General features: G+C 66.6%; 18 protein-coding genes. 3 read left to right on the forward strand and 15 right to left on the reverse strand.

Annotated elements, in window-relative coordinates:
- Positions 1-19: 19 nt before the first annotated feature.
- Positions 20-2,254, reverse strand: a complete 2,235-nt coding sequence (locus OR37_RS02435) for a CaiB/BaiF CoA-transferase family protein (protein ID WP_004615577.1) — start codon at positions 2,252-2,254, stop codon at positions 20-22.
- Positions 2,251-2,673 carry a GFA family protein gene (locus OR37_RS02440; RefSeq protein ID WP_004615578.1) on the reverse strand — a complete coding sequence of 141 codons (423 nt, stop codon included), beginning with the start codon at positions 2,671-2,673 and terminating at the stop codon, positions 2,251-2,253. The genes OR37_RS02435 and OR37_RS02440 overlap by 4 nt, the downstream gene beginning before the upstream one ends.
- A 126-nt stretch (positions 2,674-2,799) precedes the next feature.
- Here OR37_RS02440 and OR37_RS02445 point away from each other — a divergent pair, with 126 nt between their 5' ends.
- Positions 2,800-4,227, forward strand: a complete 1,428-nt coding sequence (locus OR37_RS02445) for an aldehyde dehydrogenase family protein (RefSeq protein WP_035016867.1) — start codon at positions 2,800-2,802, stop codon at positions 4,225-4,227.
- Positions 4,224-5,432, forward strand: a complete 1,209-nt coding sequence (locus OR37_RS02450) for an acyl-CoA dehydrogenase family protein (RefSeq protein ID WP_004615580.1) — start codon at positions 4,224-4,226, stop codon at positions 5,430-5,432. The genes OR37_RS02445 and OR37_RS02450 overlap by 4 nt, the downstream gene beginning before the upstream one ends.
- A 19-nt stretch (positions 5,433-5,451) precedes the next feature.
- On the opposite strand, the gene OR37_RS02455 is transcribed toward OR37_RS02450, so the two are convergent.
- From OR37_RS02455 to OR37_RS02470, 4 genes are all read right to left on the reverse strand, one after another.
- Positions 5,452-6,450 carry an acyl-CoA dehydrogenase family protein gene (locus OR37_RS02455; RefSeq protein ID WP_004615582.1) on the reverse strand — a complete coding sequence of 333 codons (999 nt, stop codon included), beginning with the start codon at positions 6,448-6,450 and terminating at the stop codon, positions 5,452-5,454.
- On the reverse strand, positions 6,447-8,057 hold the full coding sequence (locus tag OR37_RS02460) for a GMC family oxidoreductase (RefSeq protein ID WP_004615583.1): 1,611 nt from the start codon (positions 8,055-8,057) through the stop codon (positions 6,447-6,449). The genes OR37_RS02455 and OR37_RS02460 overlap by 4 nt, the downstream gene beginning before the upstream one ends.
- Positions 8,058-8,079: 22 nt before the next feature.
- Positions 8,080-8,397: a 2Fe-2S iron-sulfur cluster-binding protein gene (locus OR37_RS02465; protein WP_035016814.1), complete on the reverse strand. Its 318-nt coding sequence runs from the start codon at positions 8,395-8,397 to the stop codon at positions 8,080-8,082.
- Between the two features lie 64 nt (positions 8,398-8,461).
- Positions 8,462-10,912, reverse strand: coding sequence for a TonB-dependent receptor (locus OR37_RS02470; RefSeq protein ID WP_004615585.1), 2,451 nt, complete (start codon positions 10,910-10,912; stop codon positions 8,462-8,464).
- Positions 10,913-11,132: 220 nt separating this feature from the next.
- On the opposite strand from OR37_RS02470, the gene OR37_RS02475 reads away from it, so the two are divergent.
- The gene (locus tag OR37_RS02475; protein WP_054508488.1) at positions 11,133-11,819 is read left to right on the forward strand and encodes a TetR/AcrR family transcriptional regulator; all 687 of its coding nucleotides are present in this window, start codon (positions 11,133-11,135) and stop codon (positions 11,817-11,819) included.
- Between the two features lie 19 nt (positions 11,820-11,838).
- Here OR37_RS02475 and OR37_RS02480 read toward each other — a convergent pair whose 3' ends face one another.
- From OR37_RS02480 to OR37_RS20570, 9 genes are all read right to left on the reverse strand, one after another.
- Entirely contained in the window at positions 11,839-13,056 is a 1,218-nt protein-coding gene (locus tag OR37_RS02480; protein ID WP_004615587.1) for a cytochrome P450, read from the reverse strand.
- 10 nt (positions 13,057-13,066) lie between these two features.
- Entirely contained in the window at positions 13,067-14,566 is a 1,500-nt protein-coding gene (locus OR37_RS02485; RefSeq protein WP_004615588.1) for a class I adenylate-forming enzyme family protein, read from the reverse strand.
- Positions 14,567-14,603: 37 nt separating this feature from the next.
- Positions 14,604-15,785: an aromatic ring-hydroxylating oxygenase subunit alpha gene (locus OR37_RS02490; RefSeq protein ID WP_004615589.1), complete on the reverse strand. Its 1,182-nt coding sequence runs from the start codon at positions 15,783-15,785 to the stop codon at positions 14,604-14,606.
- A 59-nt stretch (positions 15,786-15,844) separates the two neighbouring features.
- On the reverse strand, positions 15,845-17,083 hold the full coding sequence (locus tag OR37_RS02495; RefSeq protein WP_004615590.1) for an NAD(P)/FAD-dependent oxidoreductase: 1,239 nt from the start codon (positions 17,081-17,083) through the stop codon (positions 15,845-15,847).
- Complete coding sequence (locus OR37_RS02500; RefSeq protein ID WP_004615591.1) at positions 17,083-18,243, reverse strand: thiolase C-terminal domain-containing protein; 1,161 nt, start codon at positions 18,241-18,243, stop codon at positions 17,083-17,085. Before OR37_RS02500 ends, OR37_RS02495 begins: the two co-directional genes overlap by 1 nt.
- Positions 18,240-18,635, reverse strand: coding sequence for a Zn-ribbon domain-containing OB-fold protein (locus tag OR37_RS20910; protein ID WP_081612851.1), 396 nt, complete (start codon positions 18,633-18,635; stop codon positions 18,240-18,242). Before OR37_RS20910 ends, OR37_RS02500 begins: the two co-directional genes overlap by 4 nt.
- Positions 18,636-19,089: 454 nt before the next feature.
- On the reverse strand, positions 19,090-19,452 hold the full coding sequence (locus tag OR37_RS21600) for a hypothetical protein (protein ID WP_131368799.1): 363 nt from the start codon (positions 19,450-19,452) through the stop codon (positions 19,090-19,092).
- Positions 19,453-19,946: 494 nt separating this feature from the next.
- Complete coding sequence (locus OR37_RS02515; protein ID WP_131368800.1) at positions 19,947-20,132, reverse strand: hypothetical protein; 186 nt, start codon at positions 20,130-20,132, stop codon at positions 19,947-19,949.
- A 56-nt stretch (positions 20,133-20,188) separates the two neighbouring features.
- Positions 20,189-20,560 (reverse strand): hypothetical protein, encoded by a 372-nt coding sequence (locus tag OR37_RS20570; protein ID WP_004615596.1) that lies wholly within the window; start codon positions 20,558-20,560, stop codon positions 20,189-20,191.
- Positions 20,561-20,600: the final 40 nt, after the last annotated feature.

A 20,600-nucleotide genomic window follows, 5' to 3' on the forward strand; every position in this document is an offset into this window, starting at 1 on the left:
ATGGAGCAAGGGGCTTGCATCAAGCCACCTTCGGATCGCCCTCGCCCTGGATAGCGGCCGTCGCCGAGGCCAGGATCTGTGGCTCCAGCGGCTCCAGGACACCCGCGTCGACGAGCGCTTCGACCTCGACCTCCGACAAACCCAGCCACGCGCCGACCAACGCCTTGGTGTGCTCGCCAGCCAGCGGCGCGGGAGCCGATAGGGCGTCATCCAAGGCCGCTCCGCGAGCGTGGTTGCGCTCCGCGACGACGGGCTCCGCGAGATAGGGATGCCGCTCGACGCGGTAGAAGTCACGCTCTCGAAAATAGGCGAAGTCTGGAAGTTCGGACACGCGCAGCATTCGCGCGGCCGCGACGCCCGCGGCCTGCAACTCATGCATGGCCTCATCCGCCGTCCGCGCCGCGATCCAGGCGCCGACCGACGCCTGATCGTCTCCGCCGACCACCGCGCGCAGGGCGCGACGGGCAGGCTCGCTCGGCGCGCTCACGACACACCACTCATCGTCGCCGGCGGCCGGAAAGACCGCGTCTCGCCACCCGGCAGCCGCCTCCGTCCGCCCCAGGGAGGCTCGCGCCACATCGACGGCGAAGTGGTTCAGCATGACCTCCGACTGAGCGACGCTGGCGCTGCCCCCCCGTCCCGTGCGCAGTCGCCGGATCAGCAGGGCCGTCACCGCCATGGCCCCGATCCGGCCCGCCACGTGGTCGGGATAGATCGTGATGGAGTCGCTGAAGCTTTCCGGATCGTCGTCATAGCGCCAGGCGGTCGTTAGGCCAGTGGCGGCGCGAACGAGCGGGCCGTAACCCATACGTTCGGCCCAAGGCCCGGTGGCCCCGAAGGCCGAACTGTCGGACATGATGATGCGCGGATTGATCTTCGAGATCGTCGCATGGTCGATCCCCAGGCTTTCCATCACCCCCGGTTTGAAGTTCGAAAGGATGACGTCGGCCTTGGCCGCCATCTCCAGAAATAGCGCCCGTCCCCGGGGATCGCGCAGGTTCAGGCCCAGGCCGCGCTTGTTGCGATGTCCGGCGGCGAAGCTGACCGAGAGGCCGTAGGACAGATAGGACTGGCGGCTGCCGTCCGGAAAGGCGCGGCTCTCGACCTTGACCACCTCGGCGCCCTGGTCGGCCAGCAGACGTCCCTGCTCGGCGCCAACGACAATGACGCCCAGATCCAGGACCTTGAGCCCCTCGAACGCCCGCCGCCCCGCGGCGACGGGGGCCGGCCAAGTCTGAGCGCGCGGCGCGACGAGGCTTGGCCCCATCCTTGCGCCGTCAATGGTCACGACGCCGTTTGGCAGCTTGGCCCCGTCGATCTCGATCAGAGCCTCGCGCGCGGCGACATGGTCCGAAGCCATGAACTCCGGCAGGGTCAGGACGGCCGAGATCGGCACGCCGTGCGCCTGCCCCTCGCGCTCCAGGTCGGCGCGACCGCGATCAGCGAAGAAGGCGGCGATGGCCGGGATCAGGTCTGGCGACTTGTAGCGGACGCCGACCTTTTCGAACTCCGGCGAGGCGAAGGCGGCCGGCGAGCCCATCCAGCGGAACATGCCCTGCCACTGGCGCTTGGCCAGCAGGCAGATGCGCACGTGGCCGTCGGCGCACGGCAGGATCGGATACTGGAAGCCTTTCGGTGGACGGTCGCGCGGCAAAAGGTGGGCCGGCTTGCCCAAGGTGGCGCTGCCGTTAATGCCGTAGCCTGGATCCAGCGCCTGCACCGCGCCGTCCAGGGCCGAGAAGTCCAGGTGGTCGCCCTTCCCGGTCCGCAGCGCGTGGTAGAGCGACACGGTCAGGGCGTAGGCCGCCTGCGAGGCGGCGCACTGATAGGCCAGCTGGCCCGGCGGCGGCAGCGGCGGACGACCGGCGATCCCCGAGCGCGACAACTCGGCGCTCAGCGCGTGCAGAACGAGGTCGCTGCCCTTCCAGCTCGAAAAGCGCGTATCGGTCCCAAAGTCGCTGACCGCCATGGTCACCAGCGCCGGACGGCGACGGCGCAGGGCCTCCACGTCCACCGCCCCGGCGGCGTCAAAAACAATGGCGTCGGCGCTTTCCAGCAAGCCGTCCGTCAAGCTCGCCGCGCGCGCTTTTCCGATATTGGCGGTCAGATCGTCCAGGGACGGCTCCGTTTCGCCATCGTCGAGCCGCGTCACGCTCGCGCCCAGCTCGGCCAGATAACGGGTGGTCGCCGCGAGGGGGCCGCGCACCAGATCGATGATCCGGATTCCCGAGAGCGGACGATCGACGCCGCTCACGCCGCCGGCCCCTTTTCGAAACGCGGCAAGCCCTCCGGAATAGTCACCCAGGGCAACGCCGAACGGGTCCAGATGTGCATCGCCGGGGCGAAAGCCTCGGGCGCGTCCAACGAGCCAGCCTTGAGCGCGATCATCTTCGGCGCGGCGGTCGGGACGGAGCGGATCGGCGAGCCGCACGCGGCGCAGAATTGCCGCTGGATCGGCGCTCCGCTTTCGGTGTCGGGGTCCATGTAGCTGGCGAGTTCGCCCTCGACGCTCATCGCATCGGCGCGGACGATCAGATTGACCGAAAAGGCCGCGCCCGACTGCCGGCGACAGCTCGTGCAGTGGCAAGCGATCACCGCCAGCGGCGCACCGGCCAAGGCGTAACGCACGGCGCCGCAGTTGCAGCCGCCGCTCAGGGTTTGCTGATCGGTCATCGCTCTCTCCTCCCGAGGCTCTATGGCCATCTTGATTTCGGACTTATCTAACGTCATTAGATTGAACCAACAAGCGGCCGCGGGGCGATGGACTCCGAAGGCGACCACGGCGAGGAGATCACGTTCATGTCGACCCCATCCAACCAGACCTACGCGCTGACGATTGACGGCCAGGCGGTGCGGACCGCCGCGATGATCGATGTGCGCAATCCCGCCACCGGAGAGGTGTTCGCCCAGGCGCCCGCCGCCGGCGCGGACGATCTGGATCGAGCCGTCGCGGCGGCGAGCCATGCGTTCGAGCAGTGGAGTCGTACTCCCGTTGCGGAACGCAAGGCGCTTCTCGTGAAGGCCGCGCGGATCATCGACGACCACGCCGACGAGCTGGCCGCGCTCTTCACGCGCGAGCAGGGCCGCCCCCTCCCCGGCGCCGCCGCCGAGATCAAGGGCGCGGCCATGTGGCTGAAGGCCGGGACCATGCTGGACATCCCCGTCGAGGTCACCGAGGACACCGCCACGCGACGCATCGAGGTGCATCATGTGCCGCTGGGCGTGGTCTGCGCCATCGTGCCGTGGAACTTCCCCGTTCTTCTGGCGATCTGGAAGATCGGTCCCGCCCTGCTGGCCGGCAACACCATCGTGGTGAAGCCGTCGCCGTTCACGCCCCTGACGACCCTGCGGATCGGCGAGCTGCTGGCCGACGTCTTTCCGCCTGGCGTTCTGAATGTCATCTGCGGCGGCGACGAACTCGGACCCTTGATGACCGCCCACAAGGGCTTCGCCAAGATTTCGTTCACCGGTTCGACCGCGACGGGGCGCCGGGTGATGGAAAGCGCGGCTCGCGACCTCAAGCGCATCACCCTTGAGCTGGGCGGCAACGACGCCGCGATCGTGCTGCCCGACGTCGACGTCGACGCCGTGGCCGCGCAGCTATTCGAAGGCGCCTTCCACAACACCGCCCAGGTCTGCGTGGCGACCAAGCGACTGTTCATCCACGAAGACATCTACGACCGTCTGCGCGACCGCCTGCACCAACTGGCCAAGGATCTCCCGGTCGGTGACGGGACCCAGCAGGGCGTGCGCTACGGTCCGGTGCAGAACGAGCCGCAATACCGTCGGGTCGTGGGCCTGATCGAGGAAGCCCGTCGCGAGGGCCTGACCTTGTTGGAGGGCGGCGCGGTCCCCGAACGCGGCTATTTCGTGCCCCTGACCCTGGTCGACAATCCCCCGGACGATGCGCGCGTGGTCACCGAGGAAGCTTTCGGCCCGGTGCTGCCGCTTTTGAAATTCAGCGACATCGATGATGTGGTGCGCCGCGCCAACGACACCGAATACGGGTTGGCTGGGGCGGTGTGGTCGGCCGATGTCGAGCAGGCTGTCGCCATCGCCCATCGTTTGGACACCGGCACGGTCTGGATCAACCAGAACCTCCAATCGACGCCGTTCACGCCGCTGGCGGGTGCCAAGCAGTCGGGCTTCGGCCAGGAAAACGGCTTGCCGGGCCTCTTGGAATTCACGCGTCCGAAGGCGATCTACATCCCCAAGGCCGGCAAATGAGCGCCGGCCTCTCTCCCGAGGACGCCGCCTTCCGCGATGAAGTTCGAGCGTTCCTCGACCAAGCGCTGACGCCCAAGCTGCGGCGCGCGGGAACGCTGATGACCAGCGTCTATTGCGACCACGAGGCCCAGCTGGAGTGGCAAGCCTTGCTCTACAAGCGGGGCTGGGCCGCGCCGTCGTGGCCGGTCGAGTATGGCGGCTGCGGCTGGTCGGCGGTCCAACGCTACATCTTCGCCCGCGAGCGGCTGCTGGCCGGAGCCCCGACCTCGCCCCTGGGCATCAACATGGTCGGCCCGGCGATCATGGCGTTCGGCGATCCGGCCCAGAAGGCGTTCTTCCTACCCCGGATGCTCAGCGGCGAGCACCTGTGGTGCCAGGGCTATTCCGAACCCCAGGCCGGCTCGGACCTGGCGGCCCTGGCCATGAAGGCCAAGCGCGACGGGGATCATCTGGTGTGCACGGGAACCAAGATCTGGACCACCCACGCCAATGTCGCCAACTGGATGTTCTGCCTGGTGCGCACCGACGCCAGCGGCCGCAAGCAGCAGGGCATCACCTTCCTGCTGATCGACATGACGAGCCCCGGCGTCACCGTTCGCCCGATCGTCATGTCCTCGGGCGAGGCGGTCCAGAGCCAAGTGTTCTTCGATGAGGTCCGCGTGCCCATCGAGAACGTTGTCGGCGGGCTTGGCCAGGGCTGGACGGTGGCGAAATATCTCCTGGAGTACGAACGCGGCGGCAGCGCCTACGCCCCCGAACTGCAGGTCAAGCTGGCCGCTCTGCGCCGCGACGCCGCCGAGGCGCTGGCGGCCAATCCGCTGCTGGCCGCCCGCTTGGCCGAGACCGAGGTCGAGGTCGAGGTGCTGGACGCCCTGGAGGCCGAGATCCTGTCGGCGCTTTCCGCGGACAAGGCCATCGGCACGGACGCCTCGATGATGAAGATCCTGGGCACCGAGCTGCAGCAGCGGGTCACCGAGCTGGCGCTGGACGCTGCCGGCCCCCTGGCCCGCGCCTGGCAGCCCGGCGTCGCCGTTCCGGGCGGGCCCGTGATCGGCCATCCCCTGCCCCAGGATGACCACGCCAGCGGCGAAGTCTGGCAAGCGATCGCGCCGCTACGCTACCTGAACGAACGCGCCGGCACCATCTACGCCGGCGCCAACGAGATCCAGCGCGGAATCCTGGCCAAGGCGGAGCTAGGTCTGTGACAAAAGGAGGCGCCGCGGCTCAAGCCGCCGCGCCAGTCACCGAGAACCTCAGCAAGTGATGATCGGCGCCGCCCAACTGCCCCTCGATCACCGTCAGGCGCTTGAAGCAGCGGCCGATCGGCAGCTCTTCCGTCATGCCCATGCCGCCATGCAGCTGGACCGCGTTCTGGCCGACGAAGCGGCCGGCGCGGCAGATCGTGACCTTGGCGGCGCTGACCATCCGAGCGCGCGCGGACGGATGCCCGTCGATCGCGGCGACCGCCCGGCGAGCGATGGCCGAGGCTCGGCGCGCGTGGATATTCATGTCGACGAGGCGGTGCTGCACCACCTGGAATTGGCCCAGCGCCTGACCGAACTGGCGACGCTGCTTGGCGTATTCGACCGTGTCCCGCACCAGCCGGCGCATCAGGCCGGCGGCCTCGACGCAGAGAGCGGCGACGGCCTCGTCGCGGACGAGATCGAGGTCGACGGCCATCGGCGTCGAGACATCCACGTCGGAGAAGGTGATGTCCGCGGCCATGCGCCCGTCGATCGTCGCCACCGGCCGCGGGGATAGACCCGCCGCGCTCGGATCCACGAGAAACACGCCCGCGTCGGTGGCGACGAGCAACGTCCGCGCCGCCGGGGCGTCGACCACGACCTTGGCCTCGCCGCGCAAGCGCCAGACGTCGCCATTCCGAACGGCGGATATCGTATCGGCGCGCTCCAGACCGGCGACGGCCACCACCGCGCCGCGTTGCGCGATCTCGGCCAGCAAGGCGTCCTGCCTCGCCGTCCGCGCCATGATGCCCGCGGCGATGATCGCGGTCTCCAGAAATGGTGTCGGCAGACACAGCTCGCCCAACGCCTCCAGGACAGGCTCCGCATCGGCGAAGGCCAAGCCCAGACCGCCCTGCGCCTCCGGCGCCCGGAGCCCAAGCACGCCGGCCGCCAGCAATTCGCGCCAAGCTTCCGCCGGCTCCGCTTTCGACAACCGCCCCAGCAGGGCGTTCTTCAGTTGAACGTGGTCGAAGCTCATACCGCCGCCTTCGCATCGGCCAGGATCAGGTCGGCGGCGCGCCAGGCCATCGCCATGGTCGGACCGTTGGTGTTGCCGGCCGGAATGGCGGGCATGATCGAGGTGTCCATCACTCGCAGACCCGCGACCCCGCGCACGCGCAGGCGCGGATCGACCACCGACCCCTCGTCCGCCCCCATTCGGCAGCTGCCCACCGCGTGATAGCCGCAGGTGCCGAACTGGTCGTAGGCGGCCAGGATCTCGGCGTCGGTCTGGTAGGCCGCCCCGGGCATGGTCTCCTCGGCGATCAGGTCGGCCAGCGGCGCTTGGGCGGCGTAGTCGCGCATCACCCGGATAGCGCCCACCATCGCAAGTCGGTCCTGTTCCGTGGCGCGGTAGTTCGGCGAGAACCGCGCGGCGGCGTCGGGATCCGTGGTCTCGATATGAATGCTCCCGCGCGAGGTCGGACGCAGCGGATAGACCACCGCGTTCATGCCCGGGAACGGCTCCAGCGCCGTGCGCTGCTTGGCGAAGTCGAAGCTGTAGGGCGCGATCAGCATTTGGGCGTCGGGACGGTTCAGCCCTGGCCGCGTCTTGAACCATCCCCCCAACTCGTAGGCCGCCGACGACATGGGTCCATCGCCGGTCAGGTAGTAGCGCGCCGTGGCCCGCAGCAGCCGCCAGCCGGAGAACTCGCGGTTCTGCGAGACCTGCCGCTTCAGCTTCCACTGCATGATCACGCCGCGATGCTCGATCAGACCCTCGCCGACCTCGGGATTGTCGTGGACGACCGGTATGCCCAGCCGGGTCAGACGCTGGGCGTCGCCGACGCCGGAGCGCTCCAGGATGCCGGGGCTGGCCATGGCGCCGCCGCAGACGATCACTTCGCGCCGAGCCCGGATGATCTGGATCGCGCCGTCGCGCAACGCCTCGACGCCGATAGCGCGCTTGTCCTCAAACAGCACGCGCGCGACCGTGCATTCGGTGAAGATCGTTAGATTGGCCCGCTTCTCGGCCGGCCGCAGGAAGGCCGTCGCGGCGCTCTGACGTTTGCCCTTGTGAATGGTGCGTGGCGCATACCCGATCGACACGGCGTCGTCGGGAGCGTTGATGTCGCTCTTGAACGTCCAGCCCAGCGCCTGGCCCGCCGCGATCTGCGCCGCCGACAGGCGATCCTTCAGCGTGGGCATCGAGACCTTCAGCGGGCCGTTCGCCCCGCGCGTCTCGTTACCACCGAGTTCATGGCTCTCGAGCGCGCGGTAGGCCTCCTGAATGTGCTCCCAGCTCCAGTCCTGGCTGGAAACGTCAGCGATCGCGTCGAAGTCGGCGGGCTGGCCGCGCACATACATCATGCCGTTGACCGAGGTGGAGCCCCCTAGCACCCGGCCGCGCACCCAGACTTCGGACTGCCCCGCCGTCGAGGCCTCGGGCTTGCTGGCGTAGGCCCACAGATGCTTGGGGTCGGCCATGACCTTCGCCAGACCCTTGGGCATTGTGATGAAAGGATGGTTGTCGCGCGGTCCCGCCTCGATCAGCGCCACGCGCACCGAGGGGTCCTGGCTCAGTCGATAGGCCAGCACGCAGCCGGCCGCCCCGGCCCCGGCGATCACATAGTCGTAGTCGGCCATGGCCGGATCTCCCGATGGGGTGTCAGTCTTCTGGCGCGATCGCGACTTCCAGGCCGTCCATGCTGGCTTCGAACCGAAGCTGGCAGGACAGACGCGAGCGATCGAGGCGGTGTTCGGAGCTGTCGAGCAGATCGTTCTCGTCGCCGGCCACGGGCGGGAGGCGGTCGAGGTCCTCATCGCGAACATAAACGTGGCAGGTCGCGCACGAGCAGCAGCCGCCGCATAGGGCCACCAGTTCGTCGATTCCCGCTCGGCGGATGATTTCCATGACGCTGAGACCGACCTCGGCCTCGATCTGGCGCCGGGTCGAGTCGCGGGTGATGACGGTCAAGCTGGGCAAGAGGGACTTTCAATCTTTGGAGGAAGGGAACGAGCGGGCGTGGGGAGACGCCCGCTCGTGATCGTCAGAACTTCAGCGACAGTTCGAGAATGATCTCGCGCGGGTTCTCGACGAAGGCGGACATGTCGGCCAAGACGCCGGTGTTCGTGCCGGTGCCCGTACCGCCGGCGAACGGAATGTCGTTGGCCGAGGTCACCACCAGCGCGTTGGTCAGGTTCTTGCCGATCAGGGCCAGGGTCCAGCGGTCGTCCGGGCCGCTGACGCTGACGGACGCGTCGACCTTGGTGAAGGCCGACTGCCACCCGTCGGGCCGCAGCGTGTCGGTGAAGTTGTACCGGCTGGTGCGGCTGACGTCGCCGGATAGGCGCAGCGTCATCCGTTCGTTCAGCTCCCGCTCGTAGCTGCCGCCAACGCGGCCCGCGAACTTGGGAGCCTTGGGCGGCGTGCGGCCGTCATAGTTCTGGGCCGTATAGGCGCCGCCCACCATCTGCTGGTTACAGCCTTGGGCGATCGTCTGACCGCTGTAGCATTGACCGACATAGTCCTCGTACTTGACATCGTCGTAGGCGGCCGCCGCGCGGAGGCTCAGCCCCGGGACCGCGGAGACGCGCCAGTTGACATCGCCCTCGACGCCCCGCGTGCGCAGGCGGCCGGCGTTGGCCGCGATCAGCGACACGGACTGCGGATCGAAGGTTTGCACCTGCAGGTTCTTGTAGAGGTAGTCGAACGCCGTGATGTTCACTTGCACGTCATGATGGAAACGGATCGTCCGCAGACCGATTTCCTCGCCCTCGGCGGTCTCGCTGCCGAAGCGGCCGGCGGCGACGCTCGCGGCGGGGGTCAAAGCCTGGGAAATGTTGAATCCGCCCGACTTGAAGCCCTGCTTGTAGGCCGCGTAGATCGTGGTGTCGGTTTCGGGCTTGTAGCGCAGGCTGACCTGCGGCGAGAGGTTGTCGTCCTTGAACTTGTCCGCGAGACGGATGTTACCCGGGAACACGGCCGCGAAGGCGGCGTTGGCGGGCAGCGAATACTGATAAGAATCCCGCGCCTCGTGCGACCAGCGCGCGCCGGCCGACAGCTCGATCTTGCTGGCCAGGTTCAGGGTGCCTTCGCCAAAGACCGAGAACGACTTGCTGTTGAAGCCGTTGTTCCGCTTGAAGGTCGTGTACGTCCCGGTGTTCGGATCCAGAGGCACGGGGAAGATGTAGGCGTCGGTGTTGAAGTCGAAATCGCCCTTTGCGTAGAAGGCGCCGAACAACACATTGAAAGGCCCCTCGAACTTCGACTGGACGCGCACCTCCTCGGCGAACTGTTCGAAGTCCGCCAACTGCGAGAACGAGGCCGGATAGGCTTCGCCTGACACGTTGTTCAGGTCGGTCTGCTTGAAGTGATAGTAGGAGGTAATCGACGTGATGCCGAACTTCCCAAGCGTCAGGTTGCTGGTCAGCGCCGCGAACTGGGAAGCGAAGTCGGCGTACATCTTGCCGTCGCGAGCGTAGCGATAGTTCGCGGCGGCGACCTGGGCCGGCAGGGTCGAGCTGTCGGCCACGCCGTTGATGGCGCAGTCGGCGTTCGGGCTGGGCGGAACGCCGTTGGCCGCGAACGGGGTCGTGCGACCGCCGCCACAGATGCGCTCCAAGGTGTCGGTTGGCCCGCCGTCCTTGAGACCGGTCAGACCCGCCTTGAATTGGAAGGTCAGGTTTTCGGACGCGTCCCAGTCGACCGTGCCGCGCACGCTATAGACTTCCTGACCGCCGCGCTTGTCGCTGTTACGGTGGCGCTGCATGCCCAGCGGGTCGAGATAGGTCTGGGCCGCGCTGTTGGTGAAAGCGCCATCCGACTTCGAATAGCGACCGGCCAGGCGCGCGCGCAGCGTGTCGGTGAGCGGACCGGAGACATAGCCTTCGACATAGCGGTCCTTGGCCTTGAAACCGTAGCCGGCCTTGATCCCAGCCTCGGGCGTTTTCGTCGCGTCGTTGGAAACGATGCTGATCAGACCGCCCGTCGTGTTCTTGCCGTAGAACAGAGCCTGCGGCCCTTTCAGCACCTCGACGCGTTGAACGTCGTACTGCGGAAGACTCAGTTCGCGACCGCGGCTCATCGGCAGGCCGTCCATCACGAACGACACCGACTGGTCGAAGCCGGCGCTCAGCGCGGTCGACCCCACGCCACGCAGAAAGATGCTGGCCGACGAGCCCGAAGCCGCCTTGCCGGCGATCAAGCTGGGCACCATGGTCGCGAGGTCGGAAACCTTGGTCACCGAATAGGTCGCCAACGCCTTGCCGCCCAAGGCCGAGATGGCCACCGGCGCGTCGATCAGGCGTTCGTCGCGACGGCGCGCGGTGACGATGATCTCGCCGACCTCCGTTACGGTCGGCGCCGGTTGCGACGCGGCGACCGCGTCTGGCGCTGGCCCTTCCTTGGCCATGGCCTGAGCCGCTAACGCCCATTCGGCGCCGAATGCGATCGTGGCGCAAGCGGCCATGAGGCCCGCGCGATAGCCCTTCCCCGTCATTTCCGGAGCTCCCTCTCCCATGGCCCACTACCGGGACCTAAACCTAATCCTAATAGCCATAGATTAGAGGTCAACAGGATTTGGCGATTTTTACTTCATCGATTGATTAAAATCATTGCGTGCGCCTATCTCCGAGGAAGCGCGTCTTCGTCACACGGCCCGCTTGAGCCGGGATCACGCGAATGCAAAAATGAGACTCTTCAATGATTGGAATGGTTTTTTGGCTCGTCCCTCCTCTCCCCTGATTTCTCGCGGCGGCGCCGCGGAGGCGGCTCTGGCCGTTATCGACGAGGTGGGCCTATCCAGCTTCAGCTTGGCGCGGGTCGCGGCCAAGATGGGCGTGCAAGCGCCGTCGCTGTATCACCATTTCGCCGACAAGGCGGCGCTTCTCGAGGAAGTCGCCCGCCTGCTGCTGCTGAACCTGCCCGGCCTCGAGAAGACCGAACTGCCCTACGAGGAGCGGATCATCACCTTGTGCGTTTCGGCGCGCCGGTCGTTGCTCGGACATCCGAACGCGGCGCTTCTGATGCTGCAGTTCTTTCCCCGCAACCTGTTGCTGGCCGCCTATGACGAGGCCGCCGGTAGCGACCCCTACCCGCCCGAGTTCCACATGGCGGTGATCGAGGGAACCGAGAAGCTGACGTTCGGCTCCGCCCTGTTCGCCGCCGCCGCCGAGGCCAGGGGCATCGCGCCGATGCCAGAGGCCGACGCCGAAAAGCTGCCACGCCTGGCCAAGGCTCTCGAAGTCAATCCGTTCCGAGACGAGGAAGCGCTGTTCGTCGAAACCCTGCGGATCTTCTTCACCGGCGTGGCCGAGCGCTATCGGCGCGGCTCGCTCGGCCAGCCGGTCAGCGACAGCCAGCAACTGGACCGCGCCAAGACGCCTGACGCGGCGCTGGCTTCCTAGACGCCTGAAAGTCTAGGACCTAAGAGGCCGGCCAGCGCAGCGGTAGCGACTCCAGCGCCATCACCGTGCCCATTCGGAACGCATGCCGCTGGCCCGGCGTGGCCTCAAACGCGGGAATCCGCTTCAGCCACTCCTCGGTCAGGATACGCAGCTCGGCTCGGCCCAGGACATGGCCGACGCACAGGTGCGGCCCCGAAGAGAAGGTCAGGTGCGCCGCGCGCTTGCGATCCAGATCGAAGGCGTTGGGCGCCTCGAACTTGCGCGGGTCGCGGCTGCCCACGCAGAGGACGTTCAAGACCATCTCTCCCTCGCGCAGACGAGCCTCGCCGATATCGCGGTCCTTGACCACCAAGCGCGGGGTGTTGACCACGCCGTAGAGTCGAACGGCCTCGTCGGCGAAGGCCGGGATCAGCGACGGGTCGGCGGCCAGACGGGCCTGTACGTCCGGCATCTGGGCCAACTGCTGGTAGGCGAAGCCGGTGACGTTGGTCACGGTGTCCATGCCGCCCAGGAACAGCACGAAGCTCATGGCAAGGATCTCGTCCTCGCTCATGGTCCGCCCGTCGATGTCGACCGTGATGAAATGGCTCATCAGCTTGTCGTCGGGATTGGCGCGTTTCTCGTCGATCAGGGCCTTGAGGATTCCCAGGATCTGCGCGCTGAGACGCCCCAGTTCGGCGGCGTCGTTCTGGACCTCGAAAAAGCCCTCCGCCAGATGACGAAACTCCTGGAGCCGCGACAGGTCCATGCCCATCAGCTCCATGAACACCGTCACCGGAAAGATCTTCGAGACCTCGACCTGAAAGTCGCAGGCGCCCTTGTCGACGACTCGTCCGACGATCTCGGCGGCCCATTCGCGGATGCGAGGCTCGAGGGTCTTGATCGCGACCGGGCCGAACATCGGCATCATCGCCCGCCGATAGGGAAGATTTTCCGGCGGATCCAGGCTCAGCGGAATGAAGAACGGCGGGTTCTCGACGCGCGGAATTTGCATCTCGCGCACCGAGAAGTGCTCGGGATCGGTGACGACGGCGGTGATGGCGTCGAAACCCTTCGCGATCCAGTGACCGCCGTTGCGGTTGGTCCAGAAGATATCCGGCGCATCGGCCAAGGTCCTGGCATAGTCCCCCTGGACATCCTCGCCGATCCGAGCGTCGCCGTAGATGTCGAAGTCGAACACCAGATGATCGGGGACGTGGGCCGGCGACTTGGCCGGCAAGTTGGCGGGCGCGTTCATGAAGGCCTCCTTAGCGGACGCGGGCAAGGGTCTGGTGCGCGCCGGCATAGGCTTCGCGCACGGCGGGCTTGGAGAGCTTTCCAGTGGCCAGGCGCGGCAACGGTTCGGCCGAATAGGCGACGTACCGGGGCACCTTGTAGTTGGAGAGATTGTCGTTGCAGTGGGCGATCAGCGCCTCGACATCGACCTCGACCGGGCCATGATAGACGACCATCGGCGTCTCGCCGAACTTGGGGTCCGGGGCGGCGATGGCCAGGGCCTCGACCACGCCCGGGAATTCGCAGACCACGCGCTCCACCTCGGCCGCCGATATGTTCAGGCCGCCGGAGATGATCAGGTCCTTCAGGCGATCGACGAAGGTCAGCAGTCCGCGCTTGTCCAACACCCCGATATCACCGGAATAGAGCCAGCCGTCCCGGATCGCCTGGGCCGTTGCCTCGGGATTGCGCCAGTATTCCTTCATCATGCCGGGCGAGCGCATCAAGATCTCGCCCGTCTCGCCCGGCGCACAGTCGCTTCCATCCGGACGCACCACCCGCAGCTCGATGAAGAGGCCGCCCCAACCGCACTTTTCCGGCTCGTCCAGCGCCAAGTGCGTCGGCATGATGGTGGCGTTGCCTCCCACCTCGGTCTGGCCGTAGATCTGACGCAGGATCACGCCCTTGGATTTGTACCGCTCCAGCAGGGCTCGACTGACCCGCGCGCCCCCGACGGTGGCCAGTCGAAGCGACGACAGATCCGCCGCGTCGAACTCAGGCAAGGCCGAGATCGCCTCGAAGAAAACCGGCACCGCCGCGAAGCAGGTGATCTTCTTTTCCTGGATCAACTTCAGGGTCTCGGCGGGCTCGAACCGCGGAACCATAAACAGGGTGCAGCCCTGGGTGAGGTAGTGCATCAGCTGCACGAAGCCGGCCGAGGTGTTGAGCGGGGCCAGGCTGATGATCCGCGAACCGGCCGCCGTCGAGGTCTCCTCCAGCGCCCAGTTGGCGGCGTAGGCCGTCATTGAGCGGTTGGTGAACACCACGCCCTTGGGCTTGGCGGTCGAGCCCGAGGTGGCGATGATGACCACGCGGGCCTCGGGATCGAGGTCATGATCGACAACCGCCGGCTCGCCCTCGCGCAACGCCTCGATCTCGGCGAACGATCGCGCGCGGGCGTTCGTCACGTTCATCTTTTCGGCGAATTCGGGCGTCGCGAAGGCGAAGCGCGGCTCGGTGTCCTCGCAGAGCTCGGCGATCTCGCGCGCCGTGTAGCGGAAGTTGACAGGGCTCACGACGCCACCGGCCCTGATGACGCCCATGATCAGCGCGCAGTAGGCCAAGCTGTTGAGCGAACAGACCGCGACCCGGTCGCCAGGCGCCAGGCCGTCGGCGATCAGCATGGCCGCCACCCGATCGTACCACGCCTTGTACTCGGCATAGGTCAGGGTATCGCCATCCAGAACGACGGCCGGCTGGTCGGGCCGCATTCGAGCCCACCAAGCGATCGCGTCCGGCAAGGTCTGCGCCATGAAATTCCTCCCTGGCCGGTCTTCGCCGGCCTCGCGGTCAAAGCAGCGCTTCAAGCGCCTCGTAGTAGCGAACGATGTTGCTCTCGAGCCCGCAGTAGACGGTCTCCCTCGGCACGCCGGCCTCCAGTCCAACCTGGCTGATCTCCGCGGCGCGGAAGTCCTCGCCTCCAAAGACGTTCAGGATTAGCTCGTAGGACCGCGCAAACACCTCGCGGGCCTTGTCCGTGGTCGGCGCGCCGGGTGTCAGCATGAAGTACTCGACCGTCGTGCGCCCGGCCGCGCGCGGCATCAGGATCATCACGCTGGTATAATACTGACTGGTCACGACCACGCAGTTCGGGAACGCCGTATAGGCGTGGGTCACGAGCTTATGGATGTTCTGGGCCGGATCCTCGTCCAGCATCGCCGGAACATAGCCGATACGGCCCGAGACTTGGCGAATATTGACTCCGAACATGTCGACGATGTTGGGCGCGTCCTGGAACAGGTCGCCGATCGAGGCCGCATGCAGGCGCTGCACATGATAGCCCTCCAGGAAAGGCTCCAGGATCACCTTCCAGTTGGCCTTCAGCTCGAAGGTCTTGCGGCCATAGACATGGGCGTCGGGAATGCCCAGGGAGGCGAAGTCGGCGGCGATCTGGTCGCTCAACTGCGACCAGTCCGGGTTCGGATTTCCGTCTAGCTGGACATAGATGACCCCGCCCCATTCGCGGGCCGGCAGCTCGACCAGGCCGCGCTTGTCCTTGTCCAGGTTCAGGAAGGCCTCGTTGCGAGCCACCCCGATCAGCTTGCCGTCTATGCCGTAGGTCCAGGCATGGTACGGGCAGGTCACCCGCCCTCGCTTGTGGACCTCGCAGTCCTCCAGCAGCTTAGAGCCCTTGTGCTGGCAAGCGTTGACGAAGGCCTTGATCTCGCCCGACTTGGCGCGGGCGATCATCAGCGGCACGCCATAGCCTTCATGAGCCGTGACCATGCCCGGTTCTGGCAGAAGCGCCGACAGGGTCACCGGGACCGGGAAGCGGCGAAAGATTCGGGCCTGCTCGGCGTCGAAGCGCGCCTGGCCCGTGAAGATCGCGTTGGGCCGCGTGGCCTCCAGCGGCTCGACTACCGCATCGACCTCGGCGGGGATCTTCCGGATGGCGGCCTGCTGGTTGGCGTTGAGCGCGGCGAGGGTCGTGACCTTGCGATGTTCGGGTTTCCGTTCCGCGACGACGTCCATGATCGCCTCCCTCTTTCGTTGCCAGAACCGTAGCACGGAAAAATCTAATGACAATAGTTTTAGGCCGATAAGGCGCTCATCTCCTTGAGCGGAACGGCGGCGTCGGCCAGCTCTTCGGGCGCGATGCGGGCGCCGTCGACAACGAGCTTGCGCCCCTGGACGTAGTCCTTGACGGCATTGACGCAGTCCAGCGCCACGACCCGTCCCTCGCGCAGATAGATAACCGAGAACGACCGGCTGGCGGGGTCGCCGCGCAGCACGGCCCGGTCATGGCCGATCGACAGGCCGACGGTCTGGAGCTTGAGGTCGTACTGGTCGGACCAGAACCACGGGACGGCGTCATATGGCGCGCCCTCCCCGGCCCGGATGACGGTCGCCGCGACGGCGGCTTGGTCGTTGGCGTTCTGCACCGACTCCAGCCGGATCTGCGCGCCGTTGGCATAACGATTGGCGTGCAGGGCGCAGTCCCCGATGGCGAAGACGCCGGGCAGACTTGTTCGGCACCAGGCGTCGACCGCCACGCCATTTCCGCCCTCGGCCCCCGCCGCGAGCAGCGGCCCGACCGCGGGTTCGATGCCGATGCCGACGACAACCATCTGTCCCGGTATCCACGCGCCGTCCGCCAGCCGGACGCCGTTGACGCCGCCCTCGGCGCCTTCCAGACGCTCGACCTTCGCCCCTAGCCGCAGATCGACGCCATGCGCGCGGTGTTCAGCCTCGTAGAAGCGCGAAAGCGCCTCGCCCGCCACCCGCGCCAGCACGCGATCCAGCGCCTCCAGCAGCACGACGCGCTTGCCGAGCTTGGTTAGAACCGCGGCGGCCTCCAAGCCGATATATCCGCCGCCGATGACCACAGCCCGGTCCACGGCGGGCAGTTCGGCGATCATCCGGTCAACGTCGGCGCGATTGCGCACGGCGTGGACGCCTCGGAGATCGTGGCCAACGCAGGTCAGTCGGCGAGGCTCGCCGCCGGCCGCCCAGATCAACCGACCGTAACCCAAGGTCTCGCCGTCAGCGAGGGTGACGGCGCGCGCCTCGGGATCAACCGCGACGACGACGCGCCCCAGCCATAAAGCGATCTCGCGTTCGCTCCAAAAACTCTCCGCGCGGAGCAACAGGCGCTCGAAGGTCTTCTCGCCGGCCAGATAGCCCTTGGACAGTGGCGGCCGCTCATAAGGCGCTTCGGGCTCGGCGGAAATCAAAGCGATCGAGCCCGCGTAGCCGCCCTGACGCAGGGCGATGGCCGCCTGGCCGCCCGCGTGGCCGCCCCCGACGATCACGACGTCATAGCGCCGCATCAGCGCGCCTCGGTCGAGAAGACCGCCGAACTGACGGTCGGGGCGCCAGGGCCGCCGGCCAGCAGGCAGTGTCGCGCGCCGGCGACCGGATTGGCCGAGGTCCCGCGTAGCTGCTCCACCGCCTCGACCGCTATGCCAATCCCATGGATGAAGCCCTGGGCCAGGTTGCCGCCCGCCGTGTTGACCGGTAGCTTGCCGCTCGGCGCGATCAAGTTCTCGTAGCGCACCACCTCGCCGACACTGTCGTAGGTGCAGAAGCCGTGGTCGATCAGCGAGGCCACGCCCTGGGCGCTGAAGTTCTCGTAGAGCTGCACGACGTCGATGTCGGCCGGCGTCAGGCCCGTCTGCGCCCACAACCGCCGCGCCACCGACTCGAACCCGGCCGAGGCATAGTGGGCGTCGTTTTGCAGCAGATCCCCCCAGCCGCGCCCCGCGCCCTGGGCCACACCCTTCAGATACACCGGTTTTTGCTTGAGATCCCGCGCCCGCTCGGCGGATGTCAGGATCAGGGCTCCGGCCCCGTCGTTCTCGCGACTGCAGTCGAACAGATGGAACGGCTCGCAGATCATCCGCGACGACCGGTAGACATCAAGGTCCAGATCCTTGCCGTAGCTGACCGCTTTCGGATTGCGCGCGCCGTGGTGATAGGAGGCCCGCACGAGGTCCTCCAGGCATCGGCGCGGCACCTTGTGGTGTTCCAGAAGCCGCTGGGCCCGCATCGCGCACTCGATGGCCGGGGCGACATTGCCGGCGGCCATGATGTGATCGTTCAGGTGGTGGGCCATGACCGCGCCGGAGAGCCGGCCGCTGTCGCCCTGCACCAGGGCGCGGAACACCACGACCGTCTTGGCCTGGCCGCTGATGATCGCCGCCGCCGCGAGGCCGAAGGCCGCCGCGACCCCGCCGCCGCCGCCGCCGAACACCTGGGCCGACCAGCAGAGATCCTCGGTCCCCAGGTCCGGGGCCATGCGGATCGGCTCGTTCTTGTCGTCGCCGTATGAGACAAAACCGTCGATCTCGGATGGATCGAGGCCGGCGTCGGCGCAGGCGTCGACGATGGCGCCGACCAGGACGCCCTGCTCAGGCAGCGGCGCGGCGCCGCGCTTGTACTGGCGGACGCCCAGGCCGACGACGGCCGTGCTGACGGGGAACGCGCTCATGCCGTCACCGCCCAGCGCAGGCCCGGGATCACCCGGCCGTAGACCTCGGCCTCGGCCACATGGCCGACGACCGGGGCGCCGATGATCGGTTCACCCTCGCCATCCAGAACGCCCATCAGGCGGATGTCGCCGGCCTCCGGCAGCGTCACCGACAGGGTGACGAACGGCGAACCAAAGGCCTCCGTCCCCTCGAACGGGTGCCAGGTGCGGGTCCACGAATAGATGACGCCGCGCATCTCGACTGGTCGCCAGTCGAAACTCCAGCTCCCGCAATCGCCGCAGCGGAACGGCGCGGGCCAACGCCACCGCCCACAGGCCGCGCAACGCGGCAGCTCCAGCCGGCCTCGCGACAAGGCCTCCCAGTACCGGCCGTCCTGACCCAGTCCCTTCACGGCGATCTCCCTGGCGACGCCATTCGCGACGTTCTTAGTCGATCACTTAAAGCCGTTAGGTTTCGGGATCAAATGGTTTCCTAATATCGTTAGATTTATAGGCACGCAGCGCCACGCGACCGAGCATGTCATCGTCCTGCGCGTCGAGATCAGGTGAAGGTGGATTTGGAAGTCGCCGGCTGCCTGGACGAACGGCTTCGATCCCTGGCGGCTTCGAGTCGCGTGAAGACTGCGGCGTCGCAATTCCTTCTCGCGTACCGGAGTGGCGCGCGCAGATGAAACCGATTGGGCATTATCGCGCGACGCTTACTATAACGCCTTCGATCGGCGCCGCGCAGTTAAGTTGTCAGTTCCCCGGGGCTGAGCGTCCGTTCGTTGGAGGCCGTTTTCCGGGCATTGTAGGTGATCGCGGCATCGCAAAGGCTTGAGAAGCGGTTGAGAAGGCTCCGCTTGGCTAGCGCAGGATCCAGGCCAGCGCTTCGACAATGTCCAGATCGCTCCAGTAGCGATCCATGACGTAGACGCCGAGCCCCTCGTTGATCAAGAAGCCTTCGGCTCCCAATTTGATCAGTTTGCGGCGCACAGTCTCGCGCGGGATGCCGGTCATGTCGGCGATGGTCGAGGCGTTGAGGCGGGCGCAGAAGTCTTCGGGCGCGAACGTGGCCTGCGACCCGCGCACCCGACTTGCCTCCGCCAGCCCTGTCAGCATGAACGAGAACAGGATCTGTTGACTGTCGCTATCGAGGCCAAGCCGGCGCCGCACTCTCGAAAAATAGTTGAAAAGCCGAGAGGCGACCTGCAGTCGCAGCCCAACCAAGTCCAAACCCAAAGGCGCGTCTGATTGACGCTGCCTGACCGGCGCCGCGCACCGCATATTGCTCGCCCCCGAACATGTCCCCGAGGAGGCTTTTATTGCAGGTTGAAATAAATAACAGGAAATTATGGATAACTTAATTTATAGTTGCACTCAGTATGAGTATATTGATGGCGGACGATCGACGAATACGAGAAAAGACTCCGATATTCGGAGATAAAGCTCGCTTCGCTTTAAATCTACACCTGTAGGACACCCTATAGCGCCGAAGCAAAATTGCCTTCGCCTATACTTTGGATTCGGCCGCTGAAGCTGGGCAGGGCCGGCCATGCGCGGACAAGCGGGCGCAGAGATGACCGTAGGTGTGATCACGCACCGCCACCGTCGTCTCGGCGGCCGCGACCACTACGCTTCGGCTCACGCCCGGCGCGGCCGCCTCGGCTCCGATCAGGAAAAACACCAGCGACAGAATGAGCACCTGAACCCCCAACACCGCCTTAGACCCCGACCTGACAGGGCGGCGGCGGGGCGCTGGGATCGCCGGCCGCCAGACAACGCGCTTCGCGCACGGCGGCCGACAATCGATCGCTGTAGGCCTTGATAGCCGGCCCTAGGCGATATCCGCCGGCCAGCAGCGCCATGCCGAGGACCGCCAAAAGGATCGTGGCCTCGACTGAGGCCACGCCTTTTTCGTCCCGCCAGAAGACAGCGCGCGACATGGTTCGCCAGAGCGCCCTGGTTAGGGCGTATTGGTCTTGGACGGGGTCGAGCCGGGCTTCGGCACGACCTTCTTAACCGGCTTCTTGGTCGACTTGACGCTCTTCTTCTTCGAGGGGGCCTTCTTGATCTTCTTGGCGCCCTTCTTGGTGGGCGTCTTCTTGACCTTCTTGGCGCCCTTCTTGGTCGGGTCCTTCTTGACCTTCTTGGCGCCGCGCTTGGTCGGGTCCTTCTTGACCTTCTTGGCCTTCTTCTTGACGGGCGACTTCTTGACCTTCGTCAGGGTCTTGCCCGAAGGCGTGGTCGCGGCCTGCGCGGTCGCGTCGGGCACGATCGTGGAGACGGCGAAGAGGGCCGCCAAGGCGACGACGGCCGCACGGAAGAGCTTGAACATGATACCCCCTAAACCCCCGCACCCTTATGGTGACATCTCG

The sequence above is a fragment of the Caulobacter vibrioides OR37 genome, assembly GCF_000372645.1.
Taxonomy (GTDB): Bacteria; Pseudomonadota; Alphaproteobacteria; order Caulobacterales; family Caulobacteraceae; genus Caulobacter; species Caulobacter vibrioides_E.

Bases quoted from the DNA above. Each gene is read 5' to 3' on its own strand.
- OR37_RS02440 (WP_004615578.1), bottom strand. From the start codon at position 2,673: ATGACCGATCAGCAAACCCTGAGCGGCGGCTGCAACTGCGGCGCCGTG.
- OR37_RS02445 (WP_035016867.1), top strand. From the start codon at position 2,800: ATGTCGACCCCATCCAACCAGACCTACGCGCTGACGATTGACGGCCAG.
- OR37_RS02450 (WP_004615580.1), top strand. From the start codon at position 4,224: ATGAGCGCCGGCCTCTCTCCCGAGGACGCCGCCTTCCGCGATGAAGTT.
- OR37_RS02455 (WP_004615582.1), bottom strand. From the start codon at position 6,450: ATGAGCTTCGACCACGTTCAACTGAAGAACGCCCTGCTGGGGCGGTTG.
- OR37_RS02460 (WP_004615583.1), bottom strand. From the start codon at position 8,057: ATGGCCGACTACGACTATGTGATCGCCGGGGCCGGGGCGGCCGGCTGC.
- OR37_RS02470 (WP_004615585.1), bottom strand. From the start codon at position 10,912: ATGACGGGGAAGGGCTATCGCGCGGGCCTCATGGCCGCTTGCGCCACG.
- OR37_RS02480 (WP_004615587.1), bottom strand. From the start codon at position 13,056: ATGAACGCGCCCGCCAACTTGCCGGCCAAGTCGCCGGCCCACGTCCCC.
- OR37_RS02485 (WP_004615588.1), bottom strand. From the start codon at position 14,566: ATGGCGCAGACCTTGCCGGACGCGATCGCTTGGTGGGCTCGAATGCGG.
- OR37_RS02490 (WP_004615589.1), bottom strand. From the start codon at position 15,785: ATGGACGTCGTCGCGGAACGGAAACCCGAACATCGCAAGGTCACGACC.
- OR37_RS02495 (WP_004615590.1), bottom strand. From the start codon at position 17,083: ATGCGGCGCTATGACGTCGTGATCGTCGGGGGCGGCCACGCGGGCGGC.
- OR37_RS02500 (WP_004615591.1), bottom strand. From the start codon at position 18,243: ATGAGCGCGTTCCCCGTCAGCACGGCCGTCGTCGGCCTGGGCGTCCGC.
- OR37_RS20570 (WP_004615596.1), bottom strand. From the start codon at position 20,560: ATGTTCAAGCTCTTCCGTGCGGCCGTCGTCGCCTTGGCGGCCCTCTTC.